The sequence below is a fragment of the Dyella sp. CR10 genome (assembly GCF_055814425.1).
In genome coordinates this window covers 771,343-792,034 of sequence record NZ_CP185986.1, presented here as the reverse complement: position 1 = coordinate 792,034, position 20,692 = coordinate 771,343, and the positions used below count along the sequence as shown (strand labels likewise).

Below are 20,692 nucleotides of genomic sequence, written 5' to 3'. Positions count from 1 at the left end.
AGCCTTGAAGTCGTTTGGCCGTATCTGCGCCCTGCTCGCGCTGAGCCTGCTGCTCGCCGCCCCCGTCGCCGCACGGCCCGCCCTGTGGGTCATCAAGAAAGATCAGGCCACGGTCTATCTGTTCGGCACGGTGCACCTGCTGCCCAGCGACGCCAACTGGTCCTCGCCCGAACTCGACCGCGCGCTGGAAGCCAGTGACCGCCTGGTGATCGAACTGATCGACGACAACCCGGCGAACATGCAGGCGCAGGTGCTCAAGTACGGCCTGGACATGGCGCGTCCGCTCGCAGACAAGCTCAGCCCCCGCGACCGCGGCCGGCTCCAACGCGCCGCCGACGACGCGCAACTGCCCGGCGGCATCGCCACGCTGCAGCCGATGCGTCCCTGGCTGGCGGCCGTGACCTTGGCGATGGCGCCTCTGGTCAAGGCCGGGTTGGATCCGGAGGCTGGCGTGGACAAGCGCCTGCGCGCCCGCATGGAAAAAGCCGGCAAGCCTGTCGAAGGCCTGGAGACCGCCGAGCAGCAGCTGCGCATGCTCGCCGACATGCCCGAGGTCATGCAGATCGATTTCCTGCGCCAGAGCCTGGACCAGGTCGCCGAAGGCCCCGCACGCCTGCGCGAGCTGATCGATGCCTGGCGCCGAGGCGACACCGACACCATCGCCCGCATCGAGGACGAGGACCTGCGCAAGGACTCGCCCGAGTTGTATGAGCGCATGCTGGTCCGGCGCAACCAGGCCTGGGCCAAGACCATCGCCGAGCACATGCGCGAGCCCGGTACCATCTTCGTAGCGGTGGGCGCCGGCCACCTGGCCGGGCCCGACAGCCTGCAGAAGCAATTGGAGAAGCTCGGCATCGACGTGCGGCGCCAGTGACGGCGCCAGCGGTGCAAACCCTGGCTTCGTGCTCCTTTGATCTGGCTCCTCGCCCCTCCGATCTGGCACCATCCCCCTCCTTACCCGCGCGCCAGGCGCGCCCCTCGCATGTAACTGCATGAATCTGCAAGCCAATTTCGAACAGATCCCGCTCAAGGAATACGCCGAGCGCGCGTACCTCGATTACTCCATGTACGTGGTGCTGGACCGTGCCCTGCCCTTCGTGGGCGACGGCCTGAAGCCAGTACAGCGCCGCATCATCTACGCCATGAGCGAGCTGAGCCTGGCCGCCACGGCCAAGCCCAAGAAATCCGCCCGCACCATCGGCGACGTGATCGGCAAGTTCCATCCGCACGGCGACACCTCGTGCTACGAGGCGATGGTGCTGATGGCGCAGCCGTTCTCCTACCGCTACCCGCTGGTGGACGGCCAGGGCAACTTCGGCTCGCCGGACGATCCGAAGAGCTTCGCGGCGATGCGCTACACCGAGTCCAAGCTCAGCCCGATCGCCGAGGCACTGCTGGGCGAGCTGGGCCAGGGTACGGTCGACTGGGTGCCGAACTTCGACGGCACCCTGGAAGAACCCAGCTGGCTGCCCGCGCGCGTGCCGCATGTGCTGCTCAACGGCTCGATGGGCATCGCGGTAGGCATGGCCACCGACATCCCGCCGCACAATCTGCGCGAGGTGACCAGCGCCTGCATCCGCCTGCTCGACGACCCGGACGCCACCGTCGCCGACCTGTGCGAGCACATCCAGGGTCCGGACTATCCGACCGAGGCGGAGATCATCACCCCGCGCAACGAGTTGCTGGCGATCTACCAGGGCGGCACCGGCTCGCTGCGCGCCCGCGCTGTGTACCAGCGCGAAGACAGCAACATCGTGATCACCGCGCTGCCGCACCAGGTCAGCCCGTCCAAGGTCCTCGAGCAGATCGCCGCGCAGATGCGCGCGAAGAAGCTGCCGATGATCGAAGACCTGCGCGACGAGTCCGATCACGAGAATCCGATCCGCCTGGTGGTGGTGCCGCGCTCCAACCGCATCGATCCGGACGAGGTGATGCAGCACCTGTTCGCCACGACGGACCTGGAAAAGAGCTACCGCGTCAATCTCAACATGATCGGGCTGGACGGCCGCCCGCAGGTCAAGGACCTCAAGCGCATCCTCACCGAGTGGCTGAGCTTCCGCACCACCACCGTGACGCGCCGCCTGGAGCATCGCCTGGCCAAGGTCGAGCGCCGCCTGCACCTGTTGGAAGGCCTGCGCATCGCCTACCTCAACCTGGACGAAGTGATCCGCATCGTCCGCACCGAGGACGAGCCCAAGCCGGTGCTCATGGCGCGCTTCAAGCTCAGCGAAGACCAGACCGACTACATTCTCGAGACCAAGCTGCGCCAGCTGGCCCGCCTCGAGGAAATGAAGATCAATGCCGAGCGCGATCAGCTGGAAGAAGAGCGCGCGCGCATCAATGTCCTGCTGAAGTCGCCGGCCAAGCTCAAGGGGCTGATCAAGGAAGAGCTGCGCGCCGACGCCGCCAAGTACGGCGACGACCGCCGCTCGCCGCTGGTGCAGCGCGATGCCGCGCAGGCACTGGACGAAAGCGCGCTGGTGGCCAGCGAGCCGGTCACCGTGGTGCTCAGCCAGAAGGGCTGGATCCGCGCGGCCAAGGGCCATGACGTGGATGCCGAGGGGCTCTCCTACCGCGAGGGCGACAGCCTGCTCGCCGCGGTGAAGGCGCGCACCACGCAGCAGATCGCGGTCATCGACTCCACGGGCCGCAGCTACTCCACGCCGGCGCATACCCTGCCCTCGGCGCGCGGCAACGGCGAACCGCTCACCGGCCGCTTCAGTCCGCCGGCCGGCGCCAGCTTCGATGCGCTATGCGCGGGCGACAACGACACGCGCCTGATCCTGGCCACCGATTTCGGCTACGGCTTCGTCACCCGCTTCGAGGCGCTCACCGGCCGCAACAAGGCCGGCAAGCAGATGCTCACGCTGGGCGATGGCGCGCGCGTGCTGACGCCGCAGGTCAGCGCCGATCCTTCGCGCGACCGCATCGTGGTGGTGACCACCGAAGGTCACCTGTTGATGTTCTCGGTGGCCGAGCTGCCGGAACTGGACAAGGGCAAGGGCAACAAGCTGATCGAAATCCCCAAGAGCAAGCTGACCTCGGGCGACGAGCGCGTCGCCGGCGTGGCGGTGGTGACCGAAGGCAAGGGCGAGGTCACCCTGTACGCCGGCCAGCGCAAGCTCACCCTGCGCTGGTCGGACCTGGTGGAATTCGGCGGCAACCGCGCCACCCGCGGCGGCGTGCTGCCGCGCGGCCTGCGCCGCGTGGAGCGGATCGAAACCACGGGTTGATGCAAGCACCGCCGTCCCGTTCACCGGGACGGCGCACACTTCTGCCGGAGGCAAGCGCATGCACGGCGAGTACAAGATGCCCGGCGGCAAGCTGGTGGTCGTCGATCTCGACGTGCATGCCGGCCGGCTGAGCCGGGTGCAGGTCAGCGGCGACTTCTTCCTGGAACCGGACAGCGCGCTGCGCGACATCAATGCTGCGCTCGAAGGACTGGGCGCGGCGCTGGGCGAAGCCGAGCTCGCCTTCGCCATCCAGAACGCGCTGGCCGCCGACGTGCTCATGTACGGCATTTCGCCGGAGGCGATCGCGGCGGCCGTGCGCCGCGCCCTGCACGAAGGGATGCAGGCATGAGCCGCAGCCATTGGAACGACCACGACTGGCATCTCATCCACGAGGCACCGCAGCCGCCCGCGCTGCACATGGCGCTGGATCAGGTGCTCACCGATGAAGTCGCCAGCGGCCGACGCGGTCCCACGCTGCGCCTGTGGGAATGGGCCTCGCCCGCAGTGGTGATCGGACGCTTCCAGTCGCTGCGCAACGAAGTCGATATGGACGCCGCGCATCGACATGGCATCGAAGTGGTGCGTCGGATAAGCGGCGGCGGCGCGATGTTCATCGAGCCGGGGAACACCATCACCTATTCCATCTATGCGCCGCTAAGCCTGGTCCACGGGTTGACCTTCCAGGAGTCGTACGCGCTGATGGACGCCTGGGTGATCGCGGCGCTGGGCGAACTGGGCATCGAAGCCTGGTACCAGCCGCTCAACGACATTGCTTCGGCCGGCGGCAAGATCGGCGGCGCCGCGCAGATGCGCCATGCCGGCGCCGTGCTGCACCACGTGACCATGGCCTACGACATCGACGCGGCCAAGATGCTCGATGTCCTGCGCATCGGGCGCGAGAAGCTATCGGACAAAGGCATCGCCAGCGCGGCCAAGCGCGTAGACCCGCTGCGCAGCCAGACCGGCCTGCCGCGCGAGGCGGTGATCCAGCGCATGGCCGACACCTTCCGCCGCCTGCACGGCCTGCGCGACGACGCGCTGCGGCCGGACGAACTGGCACGGGCGCGCGAACTGGCGGCGAACAAGTTCCACAAGCACGAATGGACGGCCGAAGTGCCGTAACCGCGGCTGGAACTTCCCTGGTGGCGCTGCCGTCCAACATCCGTTGTGCACGCCTGCTCCGTCTCAACCGTTATCGGCAGCGCACCCGGAGTTTCCCCCATGAACACCAAGCTCATCCCCGCCGCGCTCGCCATCGCCCTGTTCGCTACCGCCGCCCACGCGCAAACCGGCGGCCTCAACCTCAAACTCCCGCCCGGCAGCGTGCCGGCCAGCGCGAGCAGTGCGCCGGCACCAGCCACTCCCCGCGACGCCCCGCCGACCATGGATGCGGTGAATACCCGCCCAGCCAGCGCTGCCACCAACACGCGCCCTGCCCCCGGTGTCTATTACGGCGATACCAGCGGCCGCACCGCTGCCCAGGACGAAGCCGAGGCCGAGGCGGCCCGTCCGCATTGCGACGACGCCACCTACAACCAGCCGCAGATGCACGGCAGCGTCGGGATGGGCGTGGTGACCGGCAATCACTGGGGCTCTGGCACCTACAACAGCGGCGCCGTGAACCTCACGCAGCGTCTGGGCGACTGCTCGCACCCGACCGGCAGCATCGGCCTCTCCATCGGCGTCAGCCGTTTCAACGGGCGCTGAGGCCGCCGCCCCGAGGGCCCCGGAATGGCCTAAACCCCCGGATCAAAAGGGGTCGAAAGTTTTTAGAAAGAGCCTCTCGCCAGACTGTCGCCCTCTGTCCCACCCTCCGCGAAAACATGCGCCCAGCCGTTACGCTTCACCCTTCCCTCCGCTTGGGCCGTCAGCCGTGATCGAGAACGTCGAGTTCCGTATGGAAGGCGGCAGCGCCGGCGTGCTGCTGATTCATGGCTTGACCGGCACACCGGCCGAGATGCGCCTGGTCGGCCGCGGCCTCAACCGTGCCGGCTTCGATGTCTATGGCATGCAGCTGGCCGGCCATTGCGGCGACGCGGACGATCTCATCGCCACTGGCTGGAAGGATTGGTACGCCAGCGTGCAGGCTGCGGCCGAGCGCTATGCGCAGGGGCTGGACCATCTGTTCGTCGCCGGCCTCTCCATGGGCGCCGTGCTGGCGCTGAAGCTCGCCGCCGACCGTCCCGACCTCGTCAAGGGCGTGGGCGTCTACGGCGCCACCTTCCGCTACGATGGCTGGGCCACGCCGTGGTACAGCAAGCTGTCCTTCCTGTTGCCGCTGATCGGCCGCTTCGGTATCGGCAAGCACCGCATGGTGCACGAGAACGAGCCCTACGGCCTGCGCGACGAGCGCATCCGTGCCCAGATCAGCTCGCTGATGCTCGGCGGCGACAGCGCGGCGGCCGGCCTGCCCGGCAATCCGTGGCCGTCGCTGGCGGAGATGTACAAGATGGCTGCGGTGGTGAAGCGCGACCTGCCCAAGGTGACCGCGCCCTGCCTGATCGCCCACGCGACCGAAGACGATATCGCCAGCGTCGAGAACGCGCGTCTGGTCGAGCGCTCGGTGTCCGGCCCGGTGGAGATGCTGCTGCTGGAAGACAGCTATCACATGATCACCATCGACCGCGAACGCCGCCTGCTGATCGACCGTTCTGCCGATTTCTTCAGCCGCGTCGCCGATCCGGCCGCGGCCGCCGCCGCACGCGCCGCGGCTTGACGGGAGCGAGCCGATGAGCCCGCTCGCCGTCACGCTGTGGCTGCTCAACGTCACCCTCGACACGGTAGGCCAGCTGGCCTTCAAGGCCGCCGCCGGCGATCCCCTTGCCGGCGACGGCGTGGCGCGCTGGCGCTACATGGCCGCGCGGCCATGGCTATGGCTGGGCATCGGCTCGTACGTCGCCGAGTTCCTGGTGTGGATCGCCTTCCTCTCGCTGGTCGATCTGTCCGAAGGCGTGCTGCTCGGCTCCATCAACATCGTGGTGATCATGATCGCCGGACGCATCCTGTTCCGCGAAAAGCTCACCCCGCTGCGCGTCACCGGCATTCTGCTGGTCACCGCCGGCGTGTGCATCGTGGGGGTGGCCGGTGGAGGCTGAGCGCATGCAGAGCGCACCGAAGCGACTCGGGCGCTTCTATTTCTTCGGCTTCCTCATCCTGGTTGCGTTCGACACCGTGGTGCAGCTGAGCTTCAAGTACGCCGGCAATCACGCGTTTCCGCCCGAGGCCAACTGGGCCTGGATCGTGCGCGTGTTCGGCCATCCGTGGATCTACCTGGCGGTGGTCGGCTACATCGGCAACTTCTTCACCTGGATGACCCTGCTCAAGCATGCGCCGATCGGTCCGGCCTTCGCCGTGACGCATCTGGAAGTGGTCAGTGTGATGCTGTTTTCGATCTGGCTGTTCAACGAGCCGCTGACCTGGGCGCGCGTCATCGGCGCACTGGTCATCGTCGCCGGCATCGTGTGCCTGGCCTTCGCCGAAAGCGGCGCGCATCCGGAAGGCGACGCGCCCACCGAAGCGAAGGGCGCGCTGGGCATCTCCGCCGGAGACTGACGCGCATGCGCCGCGAGCTGCCGCCCACCGCTGGCCTGCCGCTGCGCCTGTCGGATCTGCTACCGCGCCGCGCCACCTTCGGCGCGGATCTCGCCGCATGGCTCGGCGTGCCGCAGGTGCAATTGGAATGCTCCGGTACCGCCGCGATGGTGGTGGCGTTGCATGCGATGCATCGGTTGCGTCCGCAACGCGACGAAGTGGTGGTGCCGGCCTGGACCTGCCCGCTGGTCGCACTGGCCATCCATCGCGCCGGCCTCAAGCCCGTGCTGTGCGACCTGGCGCCCGACAGCATCGACATGGACGCTACCGGTCTGGCCGCGCTCTGCGGCCCGCGCACGCTAGCCGTGGTGCCAACTCACCTGGCCGGCCGCGTCGCCGATGTGCCGCGTGCGATGGCGATCGCGCGAGCCGTCGGCGCCTACGTGCTGGAGGATGCCGCGCAGGCACTCGGCGCGCGGCGCGATGGCGACAGCGTCGGGCTGCTCGGCGATGCGGGCTTCTTCAGCCTCGCCGTGGGCAAAGGGCTCACGCTCTACGAAGGCGGCGTGCTGATCTCGCGCGACGCCGAACTGCGGCGCGCCTTCACCGAAAGCCACCGCGAAGTGATCCGCCCCAGCCTGCGCTGGAGCCTGCAGCGCGCGGTGGAGCTGCTCGGTTACGCCGCCGCCTATCGCCCTTCGCTGCTCTATGCCGTCTACGGCAAGCCGCTGCGCAAGGCGCTGGCCGAAGGCGATCCGGTCGCCGCCGTCGGCGACGACTTCGGACCGGACATCCCGCTGCATCCGCTGGGCCGTTGGCGCCAGGGCGTCGGCACGGCCGCTCTGGAACGCCTGCCAGCCTTCCTCGACGCCACGCGCCGGCAGGCGCTGCTGCGGCTGGAGCAACTGCGCGCGCTCCCCGGCGTCACCGTCTTCGCCGATGCGCCCGGCACGCAGGGCGCGTGGCCGTTCCTCCTTCTCACGCTGCCGGATACGGCATCACGCGATGCGGCGCTGACCACGCTGTGGACGGCTGGCCTCGGCGTCAGCCGCCTGTTCATCCACGCGCTGCCCGACTACGGCTATCTGCGCGACATCGTGCCGGCCGTGGCGCTGCCGAACGCGCGCGACTTCGCCGCGCGCTCGCTCACCATCACCAATAGCCCCTGGCTGAGCGACGACGAGTTCGCACGCATCGTCGATGCACTGCACCGCGTACTGCGCGGCTGACGGCGCCACCAATACCGAACGGAAAAACGAAACCCCACTCTGGCGAGCGGGGTTTCGCTTCATGCACGACGCACGCGTTTACTGGCAGGTCGGAAACTTGAACGACGCCAGGCGCGTATTCCAATTGAACGAACCGGTCGTCTTCAGATACTCGTTGGTGTACCAGAACGTGCAATCGTCCACCGGGTCGACAGTCATCGCGCTGTAGTCGCCCCAGCGCGACAGGTTGTTGCCGCTCTGCGAACCGGTGCCTTCGATGATGCTGACCTCGGATTCCATCGTGCTGAGCGGATCGGTCGCCAGGCGGCCGGTGTAGCGAATGGCCGGATGGATAGTGCTGCTCGATGCGCTGTAGCCCAGCGCCATGTTGCCTTGCTTGTCCATCGCCGCCGAACTCAGCCAGCGATACGTGGTATCCGGCGAATAGGTCGACTGCTGATACACCACCGGCGTGGTGCCGGGGCTACGGACTTCATACCAGCGCACGCCGGTGAACGGGTTCTGCCTGCTCGTGCCGACCTTCACCGCATGGCTCACCACCAGCGACTCGTGATCGCCGAAATTGCGGTAGGCCAGACGGAACATCAGGCGGTCGGCCAACGAGTCGAGCTTCTGCTTCGTGCCCGACTGCGGCACGCAGGTGCCGCCGCCGCAGGCGGTGGCGAACGATGCCACTGGAATTGCCGTGGGGCCGCTGAGCGTACTGTTGGCGCCATTGGTCCAGTCGACGTGGAATTTCCACAGATTCAACTGGCCGGCGGTGAAGTTCATGAGGTAGTTCGGTGAGCCGGCCGGCGGCGCCGTGGCGCCATCGAGGTCCGCCGGAAGCAGGCTGCCGTAACTGCTGGACAACTGGAAGCACTGCTGTGTCGCCGCCTGCCCGTTCAACATCGCGTTGCGGTCGTAGGCGCATACCTTGGCGCCGGAGAAACTGTTGCCGCTGAACATGTTGAAGGTCACGTAGTAGGCATCCGGCCACACACCCAGCTTCGGATAGTCGGGGAACACGCTGCCGTAATTGAACGCATAGCGGTAATAGGCACCGGTCGCATCGCTGGTGGCGGACACCGCCACGCACTGGTAGTACGGCGCGGCCGTCACCGCAAACTGCGAAATGATCCAGCGGTTGGCCGCCTTGTCGTACACCACGACGGCGTCGCCGTCGTTGTCGTTTTCGCAAGGGCCGCCGAAACCGGACCACAAGGTGTTGCTCTGCACCGGTCCGTACACCACGTTCTTGGTCGCCTTGTCGAACACCGCGAAACCGGTGTTGACGATCTGCACGTACTGCGTCGCACCCACCGCGCCATTCGTATCCGGCGGCGCGCTGTTCACCGTAAAGGTGCCCTGCGGTCCGCTGAAACCCTGGCCCACGCCATCCACGCCGCTGCCGGCCACGGGCGTCGCGCCGCTGGCGCTGCCCTGCACTGCACCGTCGGGAGGCGAGCCGGGTCCGTCCAGCCACGGCAAGGGCGTGGCCGGATGGTTGCGTGGGCTCTTGGAGAAATCGTCGGGTCGCGGCATCACACCGCGCAAGGAATGCAGTACGTCATGCGATGCCGGGCTGACTTCCGCTCCGGTCTGATCTTCGGCGCGCGCGCCACCGGCAAACGCCAGCCCGATGGCGACACACAACGCGGTGCTCATGGCACCACTCGGCTTGCAGAACATGATGAGCCTCCATGGATGAGTCAGTGAATGGATCACGCTCTCTCATCGCCGGATCACGCCTTACGCTGCGCGTCGCAGAGCAGGACGCTACCCGCCGTACCTCACCATCGCCGCGATACGCGGCGCCCCCATCAGCGCGAGGTGCACGAACGCTGCGCCCGTTTCCTTGCCGCCGTCTTTCGCGCGCAACGGCAGAACGCAAACGTGTGCGCTGGTTATGCATCCGCATGCCGCAAAAAGAAAGACGGCCAGATGGCCGTCTTTCCGATGACGCGTTGTCTTAGCCGACGCTTAGAACGCGTAGACGACAGAGGCGCCGACGCCCCAGTCCGCGCTGCCATCGCTGAAGCCCTTGCTCGCGTAGACCTGGGCTTTCCACTGGCTGGCGAACTTGTACGAGTAGTAACCGGTCAGCTCGCTGCGCGAGAAGCTGGTGCTGGCCGCCTTCTCGCGGTAGTCGTAGTAGGCGCCGATGGTGCTCTGCTGATCGATCTTGTAGCTGGCGCCGATGTTCGCGCCGAACACGTTGTTCAAGCGGATGTACTGGGAGCTGCCCAGCCAGGTGTAGCTGCCGCCGCCGAACACGGTCCACTGGCCGAAGCCCTTGTACAGATCCACGGCGAACGTGTAGTCGTTCTTGCCCGTGCCCAGGCCCTTGTTCTCGTCGGCGGTGCCGAACTTCACCTTGCCGGTGAGATCGATGCCGAAGTTGGAAGCCTCGTTGTGGTAGGCCGAATACGTCGCCGAAGCGATGATGTCGCCCAGGCCGGAGGCCGAACCGGTCGTGGTGGTATCGGCGACGGTCGCCGTACCGCCCGTCGAGGCCTGGCCCTTGCCTTTGCCCTTGCCGCGCCCGTTCGGGTTGCCGTTGTTGACCGGGCCCACGCCCGGGATCACGTTGGCCGGGCCCGACACGCGGATATACGGCACCACCAGTTTCAGCGACCAGTCGCCGGTGTCATAACCGAGCGACACCGGCACCTGCGTGATGTCGGTGGTCTGGGACGTGCCGTACTTGCCGGAGGTGTAGTCCACGCCGGCGCCGACCTTCACGGTCGAGTCGTCGGCATGCGCCGCCTGGGCCATCAGGCCCAGCACGCCCAGAGCGGCCAGCGTGCTTGCGTTCTTCAGCTTCATGGTTCTTGTCCTTGAGAGCAGCAGCAAAGGGAGGCCCTGCATGGGGCCTCCCTGTTTTTATCTATTCGATCGAAAGGCTCAGCGGCCGCCGTGTTCCGGCTTGTCCGGACGCTCGGGCTTCTCCGGGCGATCGGGCTTGTCGGCGCGCTCGGGCTTGTCCGGGCGGTCGGGCTTGCTGACCTTGTCGGGCTTGTCCGCCTTCTCTGCCTTCTCTGCCTTCTCTGCCTTCTCTGCCTTCTCTGCCTTTTCGGCCTTCTCGGCCTTGTCGCTCTTCGGGCCATGCGCGATGTCTTCGCGCGAAGGCAGCGGGCCGCGGCCCTTGGCCTGGCCCATGATGTCGCCGAGCTTGAAGCCGAGCGACTTGGCAATCTGGCCCCAACCCTCGCCGGCTGCGCGCTCGGCGAGCACGCCCGAGAGCTGCACCGTGCCGGTGGAAGTGACGATGGTGCCGCCATTGAGCGCGGCCTGCAGGTCCGCCGCGGTGGGATTGGCGATACCCGCCTTGGTCAGCTCGGCCTGGGCGAGCGACAGCGCGATGTTGACGTTGCCCCAGCCCATCGGGCCGGTAGCCGGCGTGAAGGTGGTCTGCACCGCCGGCGTCGTCGCCGTGGCCGGTGTCACCAGCACCACCGAGGTACCGCCGCGCAAGCCGGTAACCAGCGCCTGTGCGTTATCGGCCGAACCGGCCAGCGTCGTGTACGAGGTGGTGAGGCGCGTGGTCTCGACCGTGGTGGTGGTCGTCGTCGTGGTCGTCGTAGTCGTCGTCTGGGCAGTGGCCAGCCCGGCGATGCTCATGCTGATCGCGGCGCTCAGCACGGAGAATGCGAGGAGATGCTTTTTCATGATTCACCCTTGCAACACTTGAGGATTGGAGTTCGTTCGTTTCGAGGCGCCGTCCCAGCCAGGCCGTCAGATGAACTCCGCATCTGCCATCGCCAAACTCCCCTGTCGATGGCCTCGGCGCGGATGCTTGCCGACAAAAAGAAATACGGAAAGGGGGAGTAAACGCGCTTATTCAGCTTTTAGCGCGAGAAAGAACAAAGGACTGGCTAAGAAAACCCGGTATGTCGTGCTGGCGATAACAAAACCATTCACCAAAACTTTCGCAGTGCTTTCATGCAGCCTGCATGAAGCATTCACCGTCAACCAAAAATATTTCACGGCGTTCAGCTTGCCCCTGGAAAAAGCGTGCGGCAGTTCGACTTACGGCTATTCAGCAAATTGACAGCCTAAATAGCCAGACCTACGCTTCAAACGCATTCGAATTAGCGCGCCCGCAAAAGCTTAGAAAATGCTTAGCGGCCGGTTTTAAATAACACCATATGGACCCAGGGGGAGGGGCCATTTCCATGGTCACGCCTGCATCGCAGCTCGCCAACGCACCGTCGACCGTCCAGGCGCCCGCACGCGCATCGCAGGCGCGCGGCTTCACCTTGATCGAGTTGATGATCGTGGTGGTGGTCATCGCCATCCTTGCGGCGATCGCGATCCCCAGCTACCTGCGTTACACCATCCGCGCCAATCGCGCCGCGGCCGAGGACGTCATGCTCGACATGGCCAACGCGCAGGAGCGCTACATGATCGACGCGCGGCAATACACCACCAGCAACGCCCAGCTCGGCTACAGCTCGACGACGATGCCCAATGCAGTCGCTTCCAGCTACACCATCGCCGTGTCCAGCAGCGCCGGGCCGCCGCCGACCTACACCATCACCGCGACGCCCATAACCGGCACCTTGCAGGCCCGCGATACCGATTGCGGCACCCTCACCCTCGGCAGTGACGGCAGCAAGTCGCCGTCGCCCTCCTCTACACGCTGCTGGAAGTAGGCCATGCGCCCTAGGTCTTTCGGCAGAGGCTTCACCATGGTCGAGCTGCTGGTCACGCTCTCCGTGCTTCTCATTCTATTGATCCTCGCCGTGCCCCAGATGGCCCCGTTCTTGCAACGCCAACGCTTGAAGAACGCCACCATGGATCTGGCTTCCACCGTGGTGTTCGCCCGCAGCGAGGCGATCAAGCGCAACGCGACCGTCTTCGTGGTGGCTACCGACACGACCGACTGGAGCAAGGGGTGGACCGTGAGTACCGCAGCAACCGTTTCCGCCGCCAGCACCATCCGCGCGCAGACCGCGCTGACCGGGCTGAGCATCACCGAGAGCGGCGGCAACACCTCGTTCAATTTCGGCGGCGACGGGCGCATGTCCGGCACAGGCATGTCCTTCAGCGTCAAGCCCACGGTGACCTCAAGCGGCCAGCAGCCGTTGTGTGTCGCCGCGGGCGCCACCGGTCGCGTGCAGACCACCAAGGGAGCCTGCTCATGAAAGCGCAGCGCGGCGTCATGCTGATCGAGGTGCTGGTCTCGCTGCTGATCGCGGCGATCGCACTGCTGGGCACCGTGAGCCTGATGGCGCGCTCCACGCGCAGCGAGATGGAGTCGTACCAGCGCGTACAGGCACTGACCCTGGTGCAGGACATGGCCGCGCGCATCAATGCCAACCGGCAGGTCGCGTCGTGCTACTCCAATGGCGCTACCGGCATCGTCGCCGGCACCGGCGCCAAGGCCGCGGCCACCTGCGCCCTGGGATCGGCCGCCCAGTCGGCCACCGCGAACGCCGATCTCGCCGCGTGGCAGAACGCGCTGCTCGGCGCGAGCGAGGTGTCCGGCGGCAACAAGGTCGGCGCAATGATCGGCGCGATCGGCTGCATCGACCAGATCGACGCGACCAACAACGTCTACCGCATCACCGTGGCATGGCAAGGCTTGCTGCCCACGGCCGCCTCCAGCCTCACTTGTGGCCAGAGCAAGTTCGGCACTGATGACAGCCTGCGTCGCGCGGTCAGCGTGCAGGTCCGGATCGCCAATCTCTCCTGAAGACCATGATGCGCCTTCACCGCCCAGCTATGCGTCCCCACCGCCAGCGCGGCCTGTCGCTGGTGGAACTGATGATCGGCGTGACCATCGGCCTGGCGCTGCTGGCCGCGCTCGGCTCGCTGTACGTCGCCACCTCGAAGGCACGCGCGGAATTCAACAAGACCGGCGAGCAGGTGGAAAACGGCCGCTATGCGCTCGAGTCGATCGCCCGCGACGTGGAAATGGCCGGCTTCTTCGGCCGCCCCGGCCTGCCGGTCAAGCTGCAATACAGCGCTTCGAGCATCTGCGCCGTAGCCAAGACCGCCATGGGCTTCGACGGAACCACCTCGCCGATCACCGTGCCCGTCGCGGTCTCCGGCGTAGCCACCACCGGCACCTCGCCCACCTGCCTGACCAACATGGTGGCCGGCACCGAGGCGCTCACGGTGCGCTACGCGTCAGGCAATACCACGCCATCCGCTTCCGGTTCCGAGTTTTATCTTCAGCAATCCAGCTGCAGCACCGACACTACGCTGCTGGTCTATGACAACAAGGCGGCGAGCTTCACGCTGCACGACAAGACCTGCGTCTCGACCAAGTCCGCCGAGCTGCGCAAGTACGTGGTGCGCACCTATTACCTTTCCAACTGCGACAACTGCGGCTCTGGCGGCACCGGTGGCGACAGTACGCCTACGTTGAAAGTGGCGGAGTTCGTCAATGGCTCGATACAGGTGTCCTCGCTGGTCGCCGGCGTGCAGGACGTCCACTTCAGCTATGGCGTGGACACCGACAACAACGGCTCGCCCGATTGCTATGTCGACGACCCTTCCGCCGACAACACCGCGCTGTGCAAGAACAGCGGCAGCTATGCGTGGACCAACGCCACTACCAACTGGTCCAACGTGACCGCCGTACGCATCACCGTGCTGGCGCGCAACCTCGACCCCACGGTGGGCTGGAACGACACGCGCACCTACGACCTGGGCCGCGCCGCGCAGGACGGCCCCTACAACGACACCTACAAGCGCCACGTCTACAGCGCGGTGGCCCGCGTGTGGAACGTCGGCGGCGTGCGGGAGAACTGACATGAGCAATCGGCCCTCCTCCATGCCGCCATCGGCCGCGACGCGCCAGCGCGGCTTCACGCTGATGATGACGCTGATCTTCCTGGTCATCTTCCTGCTGTTCGCCATCTCCATGGCCAGCTCCAGCCTGGTCAACACCAAAGTGGCTTCCAACCAGCAGTACCGGGTGGAAGCCAAGTCGGTGGCGCAGCAGGGCGTGGAGTCGGTGATGAACAAGGCATTCACGCTCAACCCCGTGCCTGCCAGTTCGGTGCCGATCGACGTCAACGGCGACAGCAAGAGCGATTTCACCGCCAGCGTCGCGGCGCCGATCTGCCTGGATACGAAGCCGGTACTCAATGCCGACCTGCCGCCGGGCGATACCTGCCGTACGCCGACCAGCAGCAGCGGCGACCTGATCATCGGGTCGTCCGGCTCGGTGGATCAATTGTCGATGTGCGCGGACACGCAGTGGGAAATCCAGTCCGCCGTCACCGATCCCAACAACTCCGCGACCTCGGTCACCGTGCACCAGGGCGTCGCCGTTCGCGTGCCCTCCGGAACCGCCTGCCCATGAACCTCTTTTGCCGCTATCGCGGAGATGCCGCCATGTCCCACAAGCGCATATCGCTGACCCACTGCCTGCGCCGGCTAGCCGTCGCCGCCGCCGTCCTGGCCCTGCCGGGTCTTGCCCTTGGCGAGGACATCGACCTGTACACCGGCGCGCCGGTGAATGGGGGCTCGCCGAATCTGATGGTGCTGCTGGACAACGCGGCTGCCTGGAATGGCGCCGTGACGTTCAACTGCCCGACCACCAGCTACGTCAGTACGAACAACAGCGGCAAGGACGCGGGCTTCGAGCAGTGCGCGCTGTATCAGGCGCTGACGGCGATCAGCAGCAACTCGCAGCTGCTCGGCAAGATCAACATGGGCCTGATGCTGTTCGACTACAACTCCAATCCTACCAACGGCGGCGTGTGGCGATTCCCCAACGTCAACAAGGCCGACCCCGGCGCCTTGCCGCTGATGGATGCCAACGGCGTCGCCAAGTTCCAGACCGCGATCAAGAGCATCGATCGTCAGAAGGATCAGGCGGGTGGTTCGGCCGTGGGCGGCGGCATGCAGGAGATCTGGGCGTACTACTCCGCCGGAACCGGCCTTTCGGGCGTCGCGTACTCCAAGTGGCTGACCAATCCGTGTACCCGCAACTTTGTCATCTACATCGCCAACGCGAACAAGAACGGCAAACCGCAGGACGGATCCAGCAAGCCCAACTCCTATACCACCCTGGCTTCGGCGCTCGGCCAGACGCCTACGCAGATCAATATCCCGAACTATTCGCAGGTTTCGGCCAACTGGGGCGACGAGTGGGCCCAGTTCATGTACCAGACGGATCTGTCGAAAACCTCTTCGACCAATCCGCAGAACATCATCACGTACACCATCGCGGTCACCGACGGATCGACGCAATCGGCGGACTACGTGGCTTTCCTGCAGAGCATGGCCAGCCACGGCGGCGGCAAGGCGTTCATCGTCAACATCAATGATCCGAACGCGCTGAATCAGCTCATCGCCGACCTGACGCAGATCTTCAACGAAGTGCAGTCGATCAACAGCGTGTTCGCTTCGGTCAGCCTGCCGTTGAGCGTGAACAGCCAGGGTGTCTCGCTGAACCAGGTCTACGTGGGCATGTTCCGCCCCGATCCGACCGCGCTGCCGCGCTGGGCGGGCAACCTCAAGCAGTACCAGCTGGGCCTGGACAGCAACGGCAATGTGTTGACCGAAGATTCGACCGGCGCATCGGCGATCAGCAACAACGGTTCGGGCTTCATTTCGCCCAATGCGCTCAGTTTCTGGACGGCGGACACGCAGACCAACACGCCTCGCCGCGGCCCGCTCGATTCCGCGGGCAATGTCGTGGCGAATTGGCCCACCACCGGTTTCTGGGTGCAGAAGCCATCGGGCGTCTCATTGGCATACGACGCCGTCGACGGCGAGGTCGTGGAGAAAGGCGGCGTTGGCGAAATGATGCGTGCCGACTACCTGACCGACCAGAGCGTGCGCACCGTCTACACCTGCAACGGCGTGGGCAACTGCCCAACCGCCACCAAGCTGCCCACCTTCGACACGAAGAATTCGTACTTGACCGCCACCGTGCTGGGCACGACCGCCTCCACGGATCCTAACGCCCTGATCAACTGGGTGCGCGGCACCGACGACACCAGCCCCAATAATGAAGTCGAGCCAGGCCCCGGCGGCAGCGTGACGGTTCGCCCGTCGATCCACGGCGACGTACTGCACTCGCGCCCGGCGACCGTCAACTACGGCACCGGCACCGGCGTGGTCGTGTACTACGGCTCCAACGATGGCCACTTCCACGCGATCAACGGCAACCAGACCGCCTATATCGGCAAGGTGCGGCCCGGTGGCGAACTCTGGTCGTTCGTCGCGCCGGAATTCTTCGGCAAGCTCAAGCGCCTGCGCGACAACAGCCCCATCGTGCAGCTGTACGGCATCACCGACACCACGGCTCGCCCGAAGGATTACTTCTTCGACGGCACCACCACCGTCTTCCAGGACCAGCGCACCGGCAGCACCCGCACCTACATCTACATGACCATGCGGCGCGGCGGGCGCGCGATCTACGCCATGGACGTGACGACGCCGACCAGTCCGCAGTTCCTCTGGTCCACGTCGAACACCAACATTCCCGAACTCGGCCAGACCTGGTCGCAGCCGAAGGTGGCGCAGGTCGCCGCCAGCACCAATCCCGTACTGATCATGGGCGGCGGCTACGATACGGCCGAAGATGTCGATCCGGTCTCCGGCAGCGACACCATGGGGCGCGCCATCGTGGTGCTCGACGCGATCACGGGCAAGACGCTGTGGACCGCCGCGCCGAATTGCACGGGCGTCTCCGGCACCTGCCTGCAGGTGTCCAGCATGACCTACGCGATCCCGTCCGACGTCACCATGCTGGACCGCGATGGCGACGGCAATATCGATCGGCTTTATGTGGGCGACCTCGGCGGCAACATCTGGCGCGTCGACGTCGCCGACAAGTCGCCCTCGAAATGGGTCGTTACCGAATTGGCCAGCCTGAGTGCCACCAAGAATCCGCGCAAATTCTTCTATCCGCCGGATGTGGTTCCCATGTCGACCTTCGACGCGGTGATGGCCGCGTCGGGTGATCGCGAGCATCCGCTGGCATCCAATGCGGCCTCTAATGTGGTCAACCGCTTCTACAGCCTGCGCGACACCAATACCGGCACCAGCGTGACCGGCACGTGGACGCCGATCACTGAGAGCGGCCTGGTCGATGCCACCAATGCGGTGTACTCCGGTGGCGGCAGCGGCTTCTACGTCACCTTGCAGAACGGCGGCGAGAAGGCGGTGAACGCGCCGCTGACGGTGGCCGGCTACACCTACTTCGGCACCAACGAGCCAGCCAATCCGAAGAACAACCCGAACATGTGCTATCCGAACCTGGGTATCGCGCGCGGCTACGCCATCAACTTCATGGACGGCACCGGCATGAACTCGAACCGCTTCGTGCAGTTCGACGGCGGCGGCATGCCCCCCTCGCCCATCTTCGGCATGGTCAACCTGCCGACCGCCAGTGGCGGCTCACTGCTTACCCCGGTGCTGATCGGCGCGGGCAACCAGCTGGGCCTGGTGGGCGGCAACAACACCTCCAGCCTGGGTTCGCAGAAGGTGGTGCCGCCGGGCACCGGCAAGCGCAAGCGCACGTATTGGTACATCGATGGCGTGAAGTGATTCCACGCCGCGTCGCTCAAGAGCCGCCGCTGGGCAACCCGCGGCGGCTTTTTTCTTGAGTGTCCCGATACGGCTGTCTCAGACCGCCGAACGCCGGCTTATACGCTGCTGTCGGCGATCGCTGCCAGCAGCCGGGCGTTCAACGCGCGCTGCTGGTCCTGCCAGGCGTCCAGCTCGCTCTGCGGCACCGGCGCCTGGCCATCCATGCCGCTGAGCAGCCGCTTCCACCAGGTGCGATAACGGTAGGCGGACACCTCGCCGTTGATGTCGCTGGCCACGATGCGCCCGCGCAAGGCTTCGATGATGGCCATCGCATGATGTTCTTCCAGCCGCCCCTGATCCCAGTTGGTGCGTGCGGTGGCGACGCTAAAGGCGTCCTTGTCGATCGACAGGTAGGTGGGCTGTGGCGCCTGGCGCAGCTGGCCGATGAAGGCGCAGGTCAGCTCATCCGGATCGGCAAAACGATGGAACGCGCCGGCCAGTCCAAGGCGCGAGGCCCAGCTCACATCCACGTCCATGCACCAGTAGCTGAGCTTGCCGGCGCGCAGCGGGCGCTGGTAGTTCTCCCACGCGTGCTTCGCGCCGATGTCGCCGGAGGTGATGCCCACCACGTGCACGTGGTTGACGTACGGCAGCATCGCCACCTTGCGCACCCACGAGCCGCAGTGGATGCCCCAGGGAAAGCGCATGTTGTCCGGGTGGTTGTCGAACACCACCAGCTGGAATGGCCCGCGTGCGCGCTGCCGTTCCACCAGCGGCCAGGTGAGGTGGTGGTAGTCGCCCGAGCCCATCAGCACGGTGCCGTAGTTGGCCGGCAGCGCGTCGTCGAGATGGCGGCGCAGGCGCGCGAAGGTGCGCAGCGTGCAGCCGAAGCGGATCGCTTCCTGCCAGTTGCCAAGCGGCACCACGGTGGCACCTTCAATGGTGCCGGCGGTGTCGTCGAAATCGAGGATCAGCGGATCAAGTCTGCGCATCGTCAGGCGTCGCCCATTGGCTGTCGCTTTCGAACAAATGTCCCAGCTTCCGGGCAACCGCGCGCAGCAGCGGGTTGCGCAGCCAGATCGCGTGGCGGGTCAGGGTGAAGCTGGCGCCAAGGTAGGACTTCACCTGAGGGTCGGTCCAGCCGGCCACGTAGTGAGTGAGGCCACGCTCGCGCGCCCAGGCCAGGTTGTGGAACCAGCTGGTGAAGTACAGATTCTGCTCGCGGGCCTGCGGATAGGCGAAACCGACATACTTGTCGATGAGCTTGCCGGCGGCGACGAAGCACAGGTTCCAGCCGATCATCTCGCCCTGATGCCGGTACACGAAGGCGAAGCCGCCGTTGCCCGCATCGCGCAGCACCTGCGCGAAGAACGTGCGGCTGAGCTTGTCGAAATGGATCTCGCTCTGCGCGTACACGTTCTCGTACAGCGCATAGAACGCGTCGATCACGGCCTCGTCGGCGAAGCGCGCGTCGCCGCAGGCCACCGTCTCCACCGTGACCTCGTCGCGCTTGCGCAGCTTGCGGCGGATGTCCTTGCGGCGCGAGGCGGAAAGCCGCGCGAGGTAGTCGTCCTCGCTGGCGAAATCGATCGGCACGTAAGCCAGCGCCTGCCCTTCCAGCAGCAGGAAGCCCTCGTCCGCGCAGGCGGCGGCGAAGCGTGCGCACCAGTCGCGGCTCGCCGCATCGCACAACGGGGAATCGAGCGGGATGTCCTTGACCACCAGCAGGCGCTGCCCGCCGCCCAGGCGGCGGCGCAGCTCGCCAGGCAGGCGCGCGGGATCGGCCTCGCGCGGAAACAGCGCGTACTCGGAGACGGTGGTGCCCACGAAAGCCGTCCGCCAGCGCAGCAGGCGCCCCCACCAGCGATAGCCCGGCGCGCGCGCGGCGCGGCGGCGCAGCTCGTCGTCCGCGGTGGTCAGCAGATCGAACGGCGCGACGAAGGCCGGCGTGCCGCCGGCCTCGACCACGCGGAAGTCGATCGGCGGATGCTGGACGAAGCCGGCGACCAGAGCATCGGGTTCGAGTTGGTTGAGGTAGCGCACGCAAGGTTTCCGCAGATGGAGCGGGCTGCCGCCTCCAGGACGGCGCGGGGGGCGATGATGCCCCAGCCCAGCCGCGAAAGCATCGGCGGAGCGACTTTCGCGCGCCTTACCCGTGTTGCCATATCCCTATCGCCGCCCGTTCCCCCGCTGGGCAATCCTCGTTCCGGGACCATA

20 protein-coding genes are annotated in these 20,692 nt (G+C 66.2%); 15 read left to right on the top strand and 5 right to left on the bottom strand.

Annotation, left to right across the window (positions count from 1 at the left end; genetic code table 11):
* The first annotated feature begins 4 nt into the window (after window positions 1-4).
* The 9 genes from ACNR9O_RS03635 (at window position 5) to ACNR9O_RS03595 (ending at window position 7,993) form a co-directional block, all read left to right on the top strand.
* A complete protein-coding gene (locus ACNR9O_RS03635) occupies window positions 5-874 on the top strand; it encodes a TraB/GumN family protein (RefSeq protein WP_473682788.1) in 870 nt (289 codons plus the stop codon).
* A gap of 118 nt (window positions 875-992) precedes the next feature.
* The gene (parC, locus tag ACNR9O_RS03630) at window positions 993-3,233 is read left to right on the top strand and encodes a DNA topoisomerase IV subunit A (RefSeq protein ID WP_473682790.1); all 2,241 of its coding nucleotides are present in this window, start codon (window positions 993-995) and stop codon (window positions 3,231-3,233) included.
* Window positions 3,234-3,291: 58 nt separating this feature from the next.
* Window positions 3,292-3,582: a biotin--protein ligase gene (locus ACNR9O_RS03625; protein WP_473700700.1), complete on the top strand. Its 291-nt coding sequence runs from the start codon at window positions 3,292-3,294 to the stop codon at window positions 3,580-3,582.
* Window positions 3,579-4,355, top strand: coding sequence for a lipoate--protein ligase family protein (locus tag ACNR9O_RS03620; RefSeq protein ID WP_473700699.1), 777 nt, complete (start codon window positions 3,579-3,581; stop codon window positions 4,353-4,355). The genes ACNR9O_RS03625 and ACNR9O_RS03620 overlap by 4 nt, the downstream gene beginning before the upstream one ends.
* Window positions 4,356-4,454: 99 nt before the next feature.
* Window positions 4,455-4,940: a hypothetical protein gene (locus tag ACNR9O_RS03615; RefSeq protein ID WP_473682793.1), complete on the top strand. Its 486-nt coding sequence runs from the start codon at window positions 4,455-4,457 to the stop codon at window positions 4,938-4,940.
* 166 nt (window positions 4,941-5,106) lie between these two features.
* Window positions 5,107-5,949, top strand: a complete 843-nt coding sequence (locus ACNR9O_RS03610) for an alpha/beta hydrolase (RefSeq protein ID WP_473682795.1) — start codon at window positions 5,107-5,109, stop codon at window positions 5,947-5,949.
* A gap of 13 nt (window positions 5,950-5,962) precedes the next feature.
* Window positions 5,963-6,328, top strand: coding sequence for an EamA family transporter (locus tag ACNR9O_RS03605; protein WP_473682798.1), 366 nt, complete (start codon window positions 5,963-5,965; stop codon window positions 6,326-6,328).
* A gap of 4 nt (window positions 6,329-6,332) precedes the next feature.
* Window positions 6,333-6,785 carry a DMT family transporter gene (locus tag ACNR9O_RS03600; protein WP_473682800.1) on the top strand — a complete coding sequence of 151 codons (453 nt, stop codon included), beginning with the start codon at window positions 6,333-6,335 and terminating at the stop codon, window positions 6,783-6,785.
* A gap of 5 nt (window positions 6,786-6,790) precedes the next feature.
* Window positions 6,791-7,993 (top strand): DegT/DnrJ/EryC1/StrS family aminotransferase, encoded by a 1,203-nt coding sequence (locus tag ACNR9O_RS03595; protein WP_473682802.1) that lies wholly within the window; start codon window positions 6,791-6,793, stop codon window positions 7,991-7,993.
* A gap of 78 nt (window positions 7,994-8,071) precedes the next feature.
* Here ACNR9O_RS03595 and ACNR9O_RS03590 read toward each other — a convergent pair whose 3' ends face one another.
* From ACNR9O_RS03590 to ACNR9O_RS03580, 3 genes are all read right to left on the bottom strand, one after another.
* Window positions 8,072-9,664, bottom strand: coding sequence for a hypothetical protein (locus tag ACNR9O_RS03590; RefSeq protein ID WP_473682804.1), 1,593 nt, complete (start codon window positions 9,662-9,664; stop codon window positions 8,072-8,074).
* A 291-nt stretch (window positions 9,665-9,955) separates the two neighbouring features.
* The gene (locus tag ACNR9O_RS03585; RefSeq protein ID WP_473682806.1) at window positions 9,956-10,801 is read right to left on the bottom strand and encodes a transporter; all 846 of its coding nucleotides are present in this window, start codon (window positions 10,799-10,801) and stop codon (window positions 9,956-9,958) included.
* Window positions 10,802-10,879: 78 nt separating this feature from the next.
* Window positions 10,880-11,644, bottom strand: coding sequence for a hypothetical protein (locus ACNR9O_RS03580; protein ID WP_473682808.1), 765 nt, complete (start codon window positions 11,642-11,644; stop codon window positions 10,880-10,882).
* Window positions 11,645-12,150: 506 nt separating this feature from the next.
* On the opposite strand from ACNR9O_RS03580, the gene ACNR9O_RS03575 reads away from it, so the two are divergent.
* The 6 genes from ACNR9O_RS03575 to ACNR9O_RS03550 are packed head-to-tail and all read left to right on the top strand — an operon-like array spanning window position 12,151 to window position 18,493.
* Window positions 12,151-12,630, top strand: a complete 480-nt coding sequence (locus ACNR9O_RS03575; RefSeq protein ID WP_473682810.1) for a type IV pilin protein — start codon at window positions 12,151-12,153, stop codon at window positions 12,628-12,630.
* Window positions 12,631-12,633: 3 nt separating this feature from the next.
* Complete coding sequence (locus tag ACNR9O_RS03570) at window positions 12,634-13,122, top strand: GspH/FimT family pseudopilin (RefSeq protein WP_473682812.1); 489 nt, start codon at window positions 12,634-12,636, stop codon at window positions 13,120-13,122.
* Entirely contained in the window at window positions 13,119-13,673 is a 555-nt protein-coding gene (pilV, locus tag ACNR9O_RS03565; protein ID WP_473682814.1) for a type IV pilus modification protein PilV, read from the top strand. Before ACNR9O_RS03570 ends, pilV begins: the two co-directional genes overlap by 4 nt.
* A 29-nt stretch (window positions 13,674-13,702) precedes the next feature.
* On the top strand, window positions 13,703-14,737 hold the full coding sequence (locus ACNR9O_RS03560) for a PilW family protein (RefSeq protein ID WP_473682816.1): 1,035 nt from the start codon (window positions 13,703-13,705) through the stop codon (window positions 14,735-14,737).
* A 1-nt stretch (window position 14,738) separates the two neighbouring features.
* A complete protein-coding gene (locus ACNR9O_RS03555; RefSeq protein ID WP_473682818.1) occupies window positions 14,739-15,293 on the top strand; it encodes a pilus assembly PilX family protein in 555 nt (184 codons plus the stop codon).
* Between the two features lie 32 nt (window positions 15,294-15,325).
* Entirely contained in the window at window positions 15,326-18,493 is a 3,168-nt protein-coding gene (locus ACNR9O_RS03550; protein WP_473682820.1) for a pilus assembly protein, read from the top strand.
* A gap of 98 nt (window positions 18,494-18,591) precedes the next feature.
* Here ACNR9O_RS03550 and ACNR9O_RS03545 read toward each other — a convergent pair whose 3' ends face one another.
* Together ACNR9O_RS03545 and ACNR9O_RS03540 are read right to left on the bottom strand one after the other, a co-directional pair.
* Window positions 18,592-19,467, bottom strand: a complete 876-nt coding sequence (locus ACNR9O_RS03545) for an arginase family protein (protein ID WP_473682822.1) — start codon at window positions 19,465-19,467, stop codon at window positions 18,592-18,594.
* Window positions 19,454-20,518 carry a GNAT family N-acetyltransferase gene (locus ACNR9O_RS03540; RefSeq protein WP_473682824.1) on the bottom strand — a complete coding sequence of 355 codons (1,065 nt, stop codon included), beginning with the start codon at window positions 20,516-20,518 and terminating at the stop codon, window positions 19,454-19,456. Before ACNR9O_RS03540 ends, ACNR9O_RS03545 begins: the two co-directional genes overlap by 14 nt.
* Window positions 20,519-20,692 lie beyond the last annotated feature (174 nt).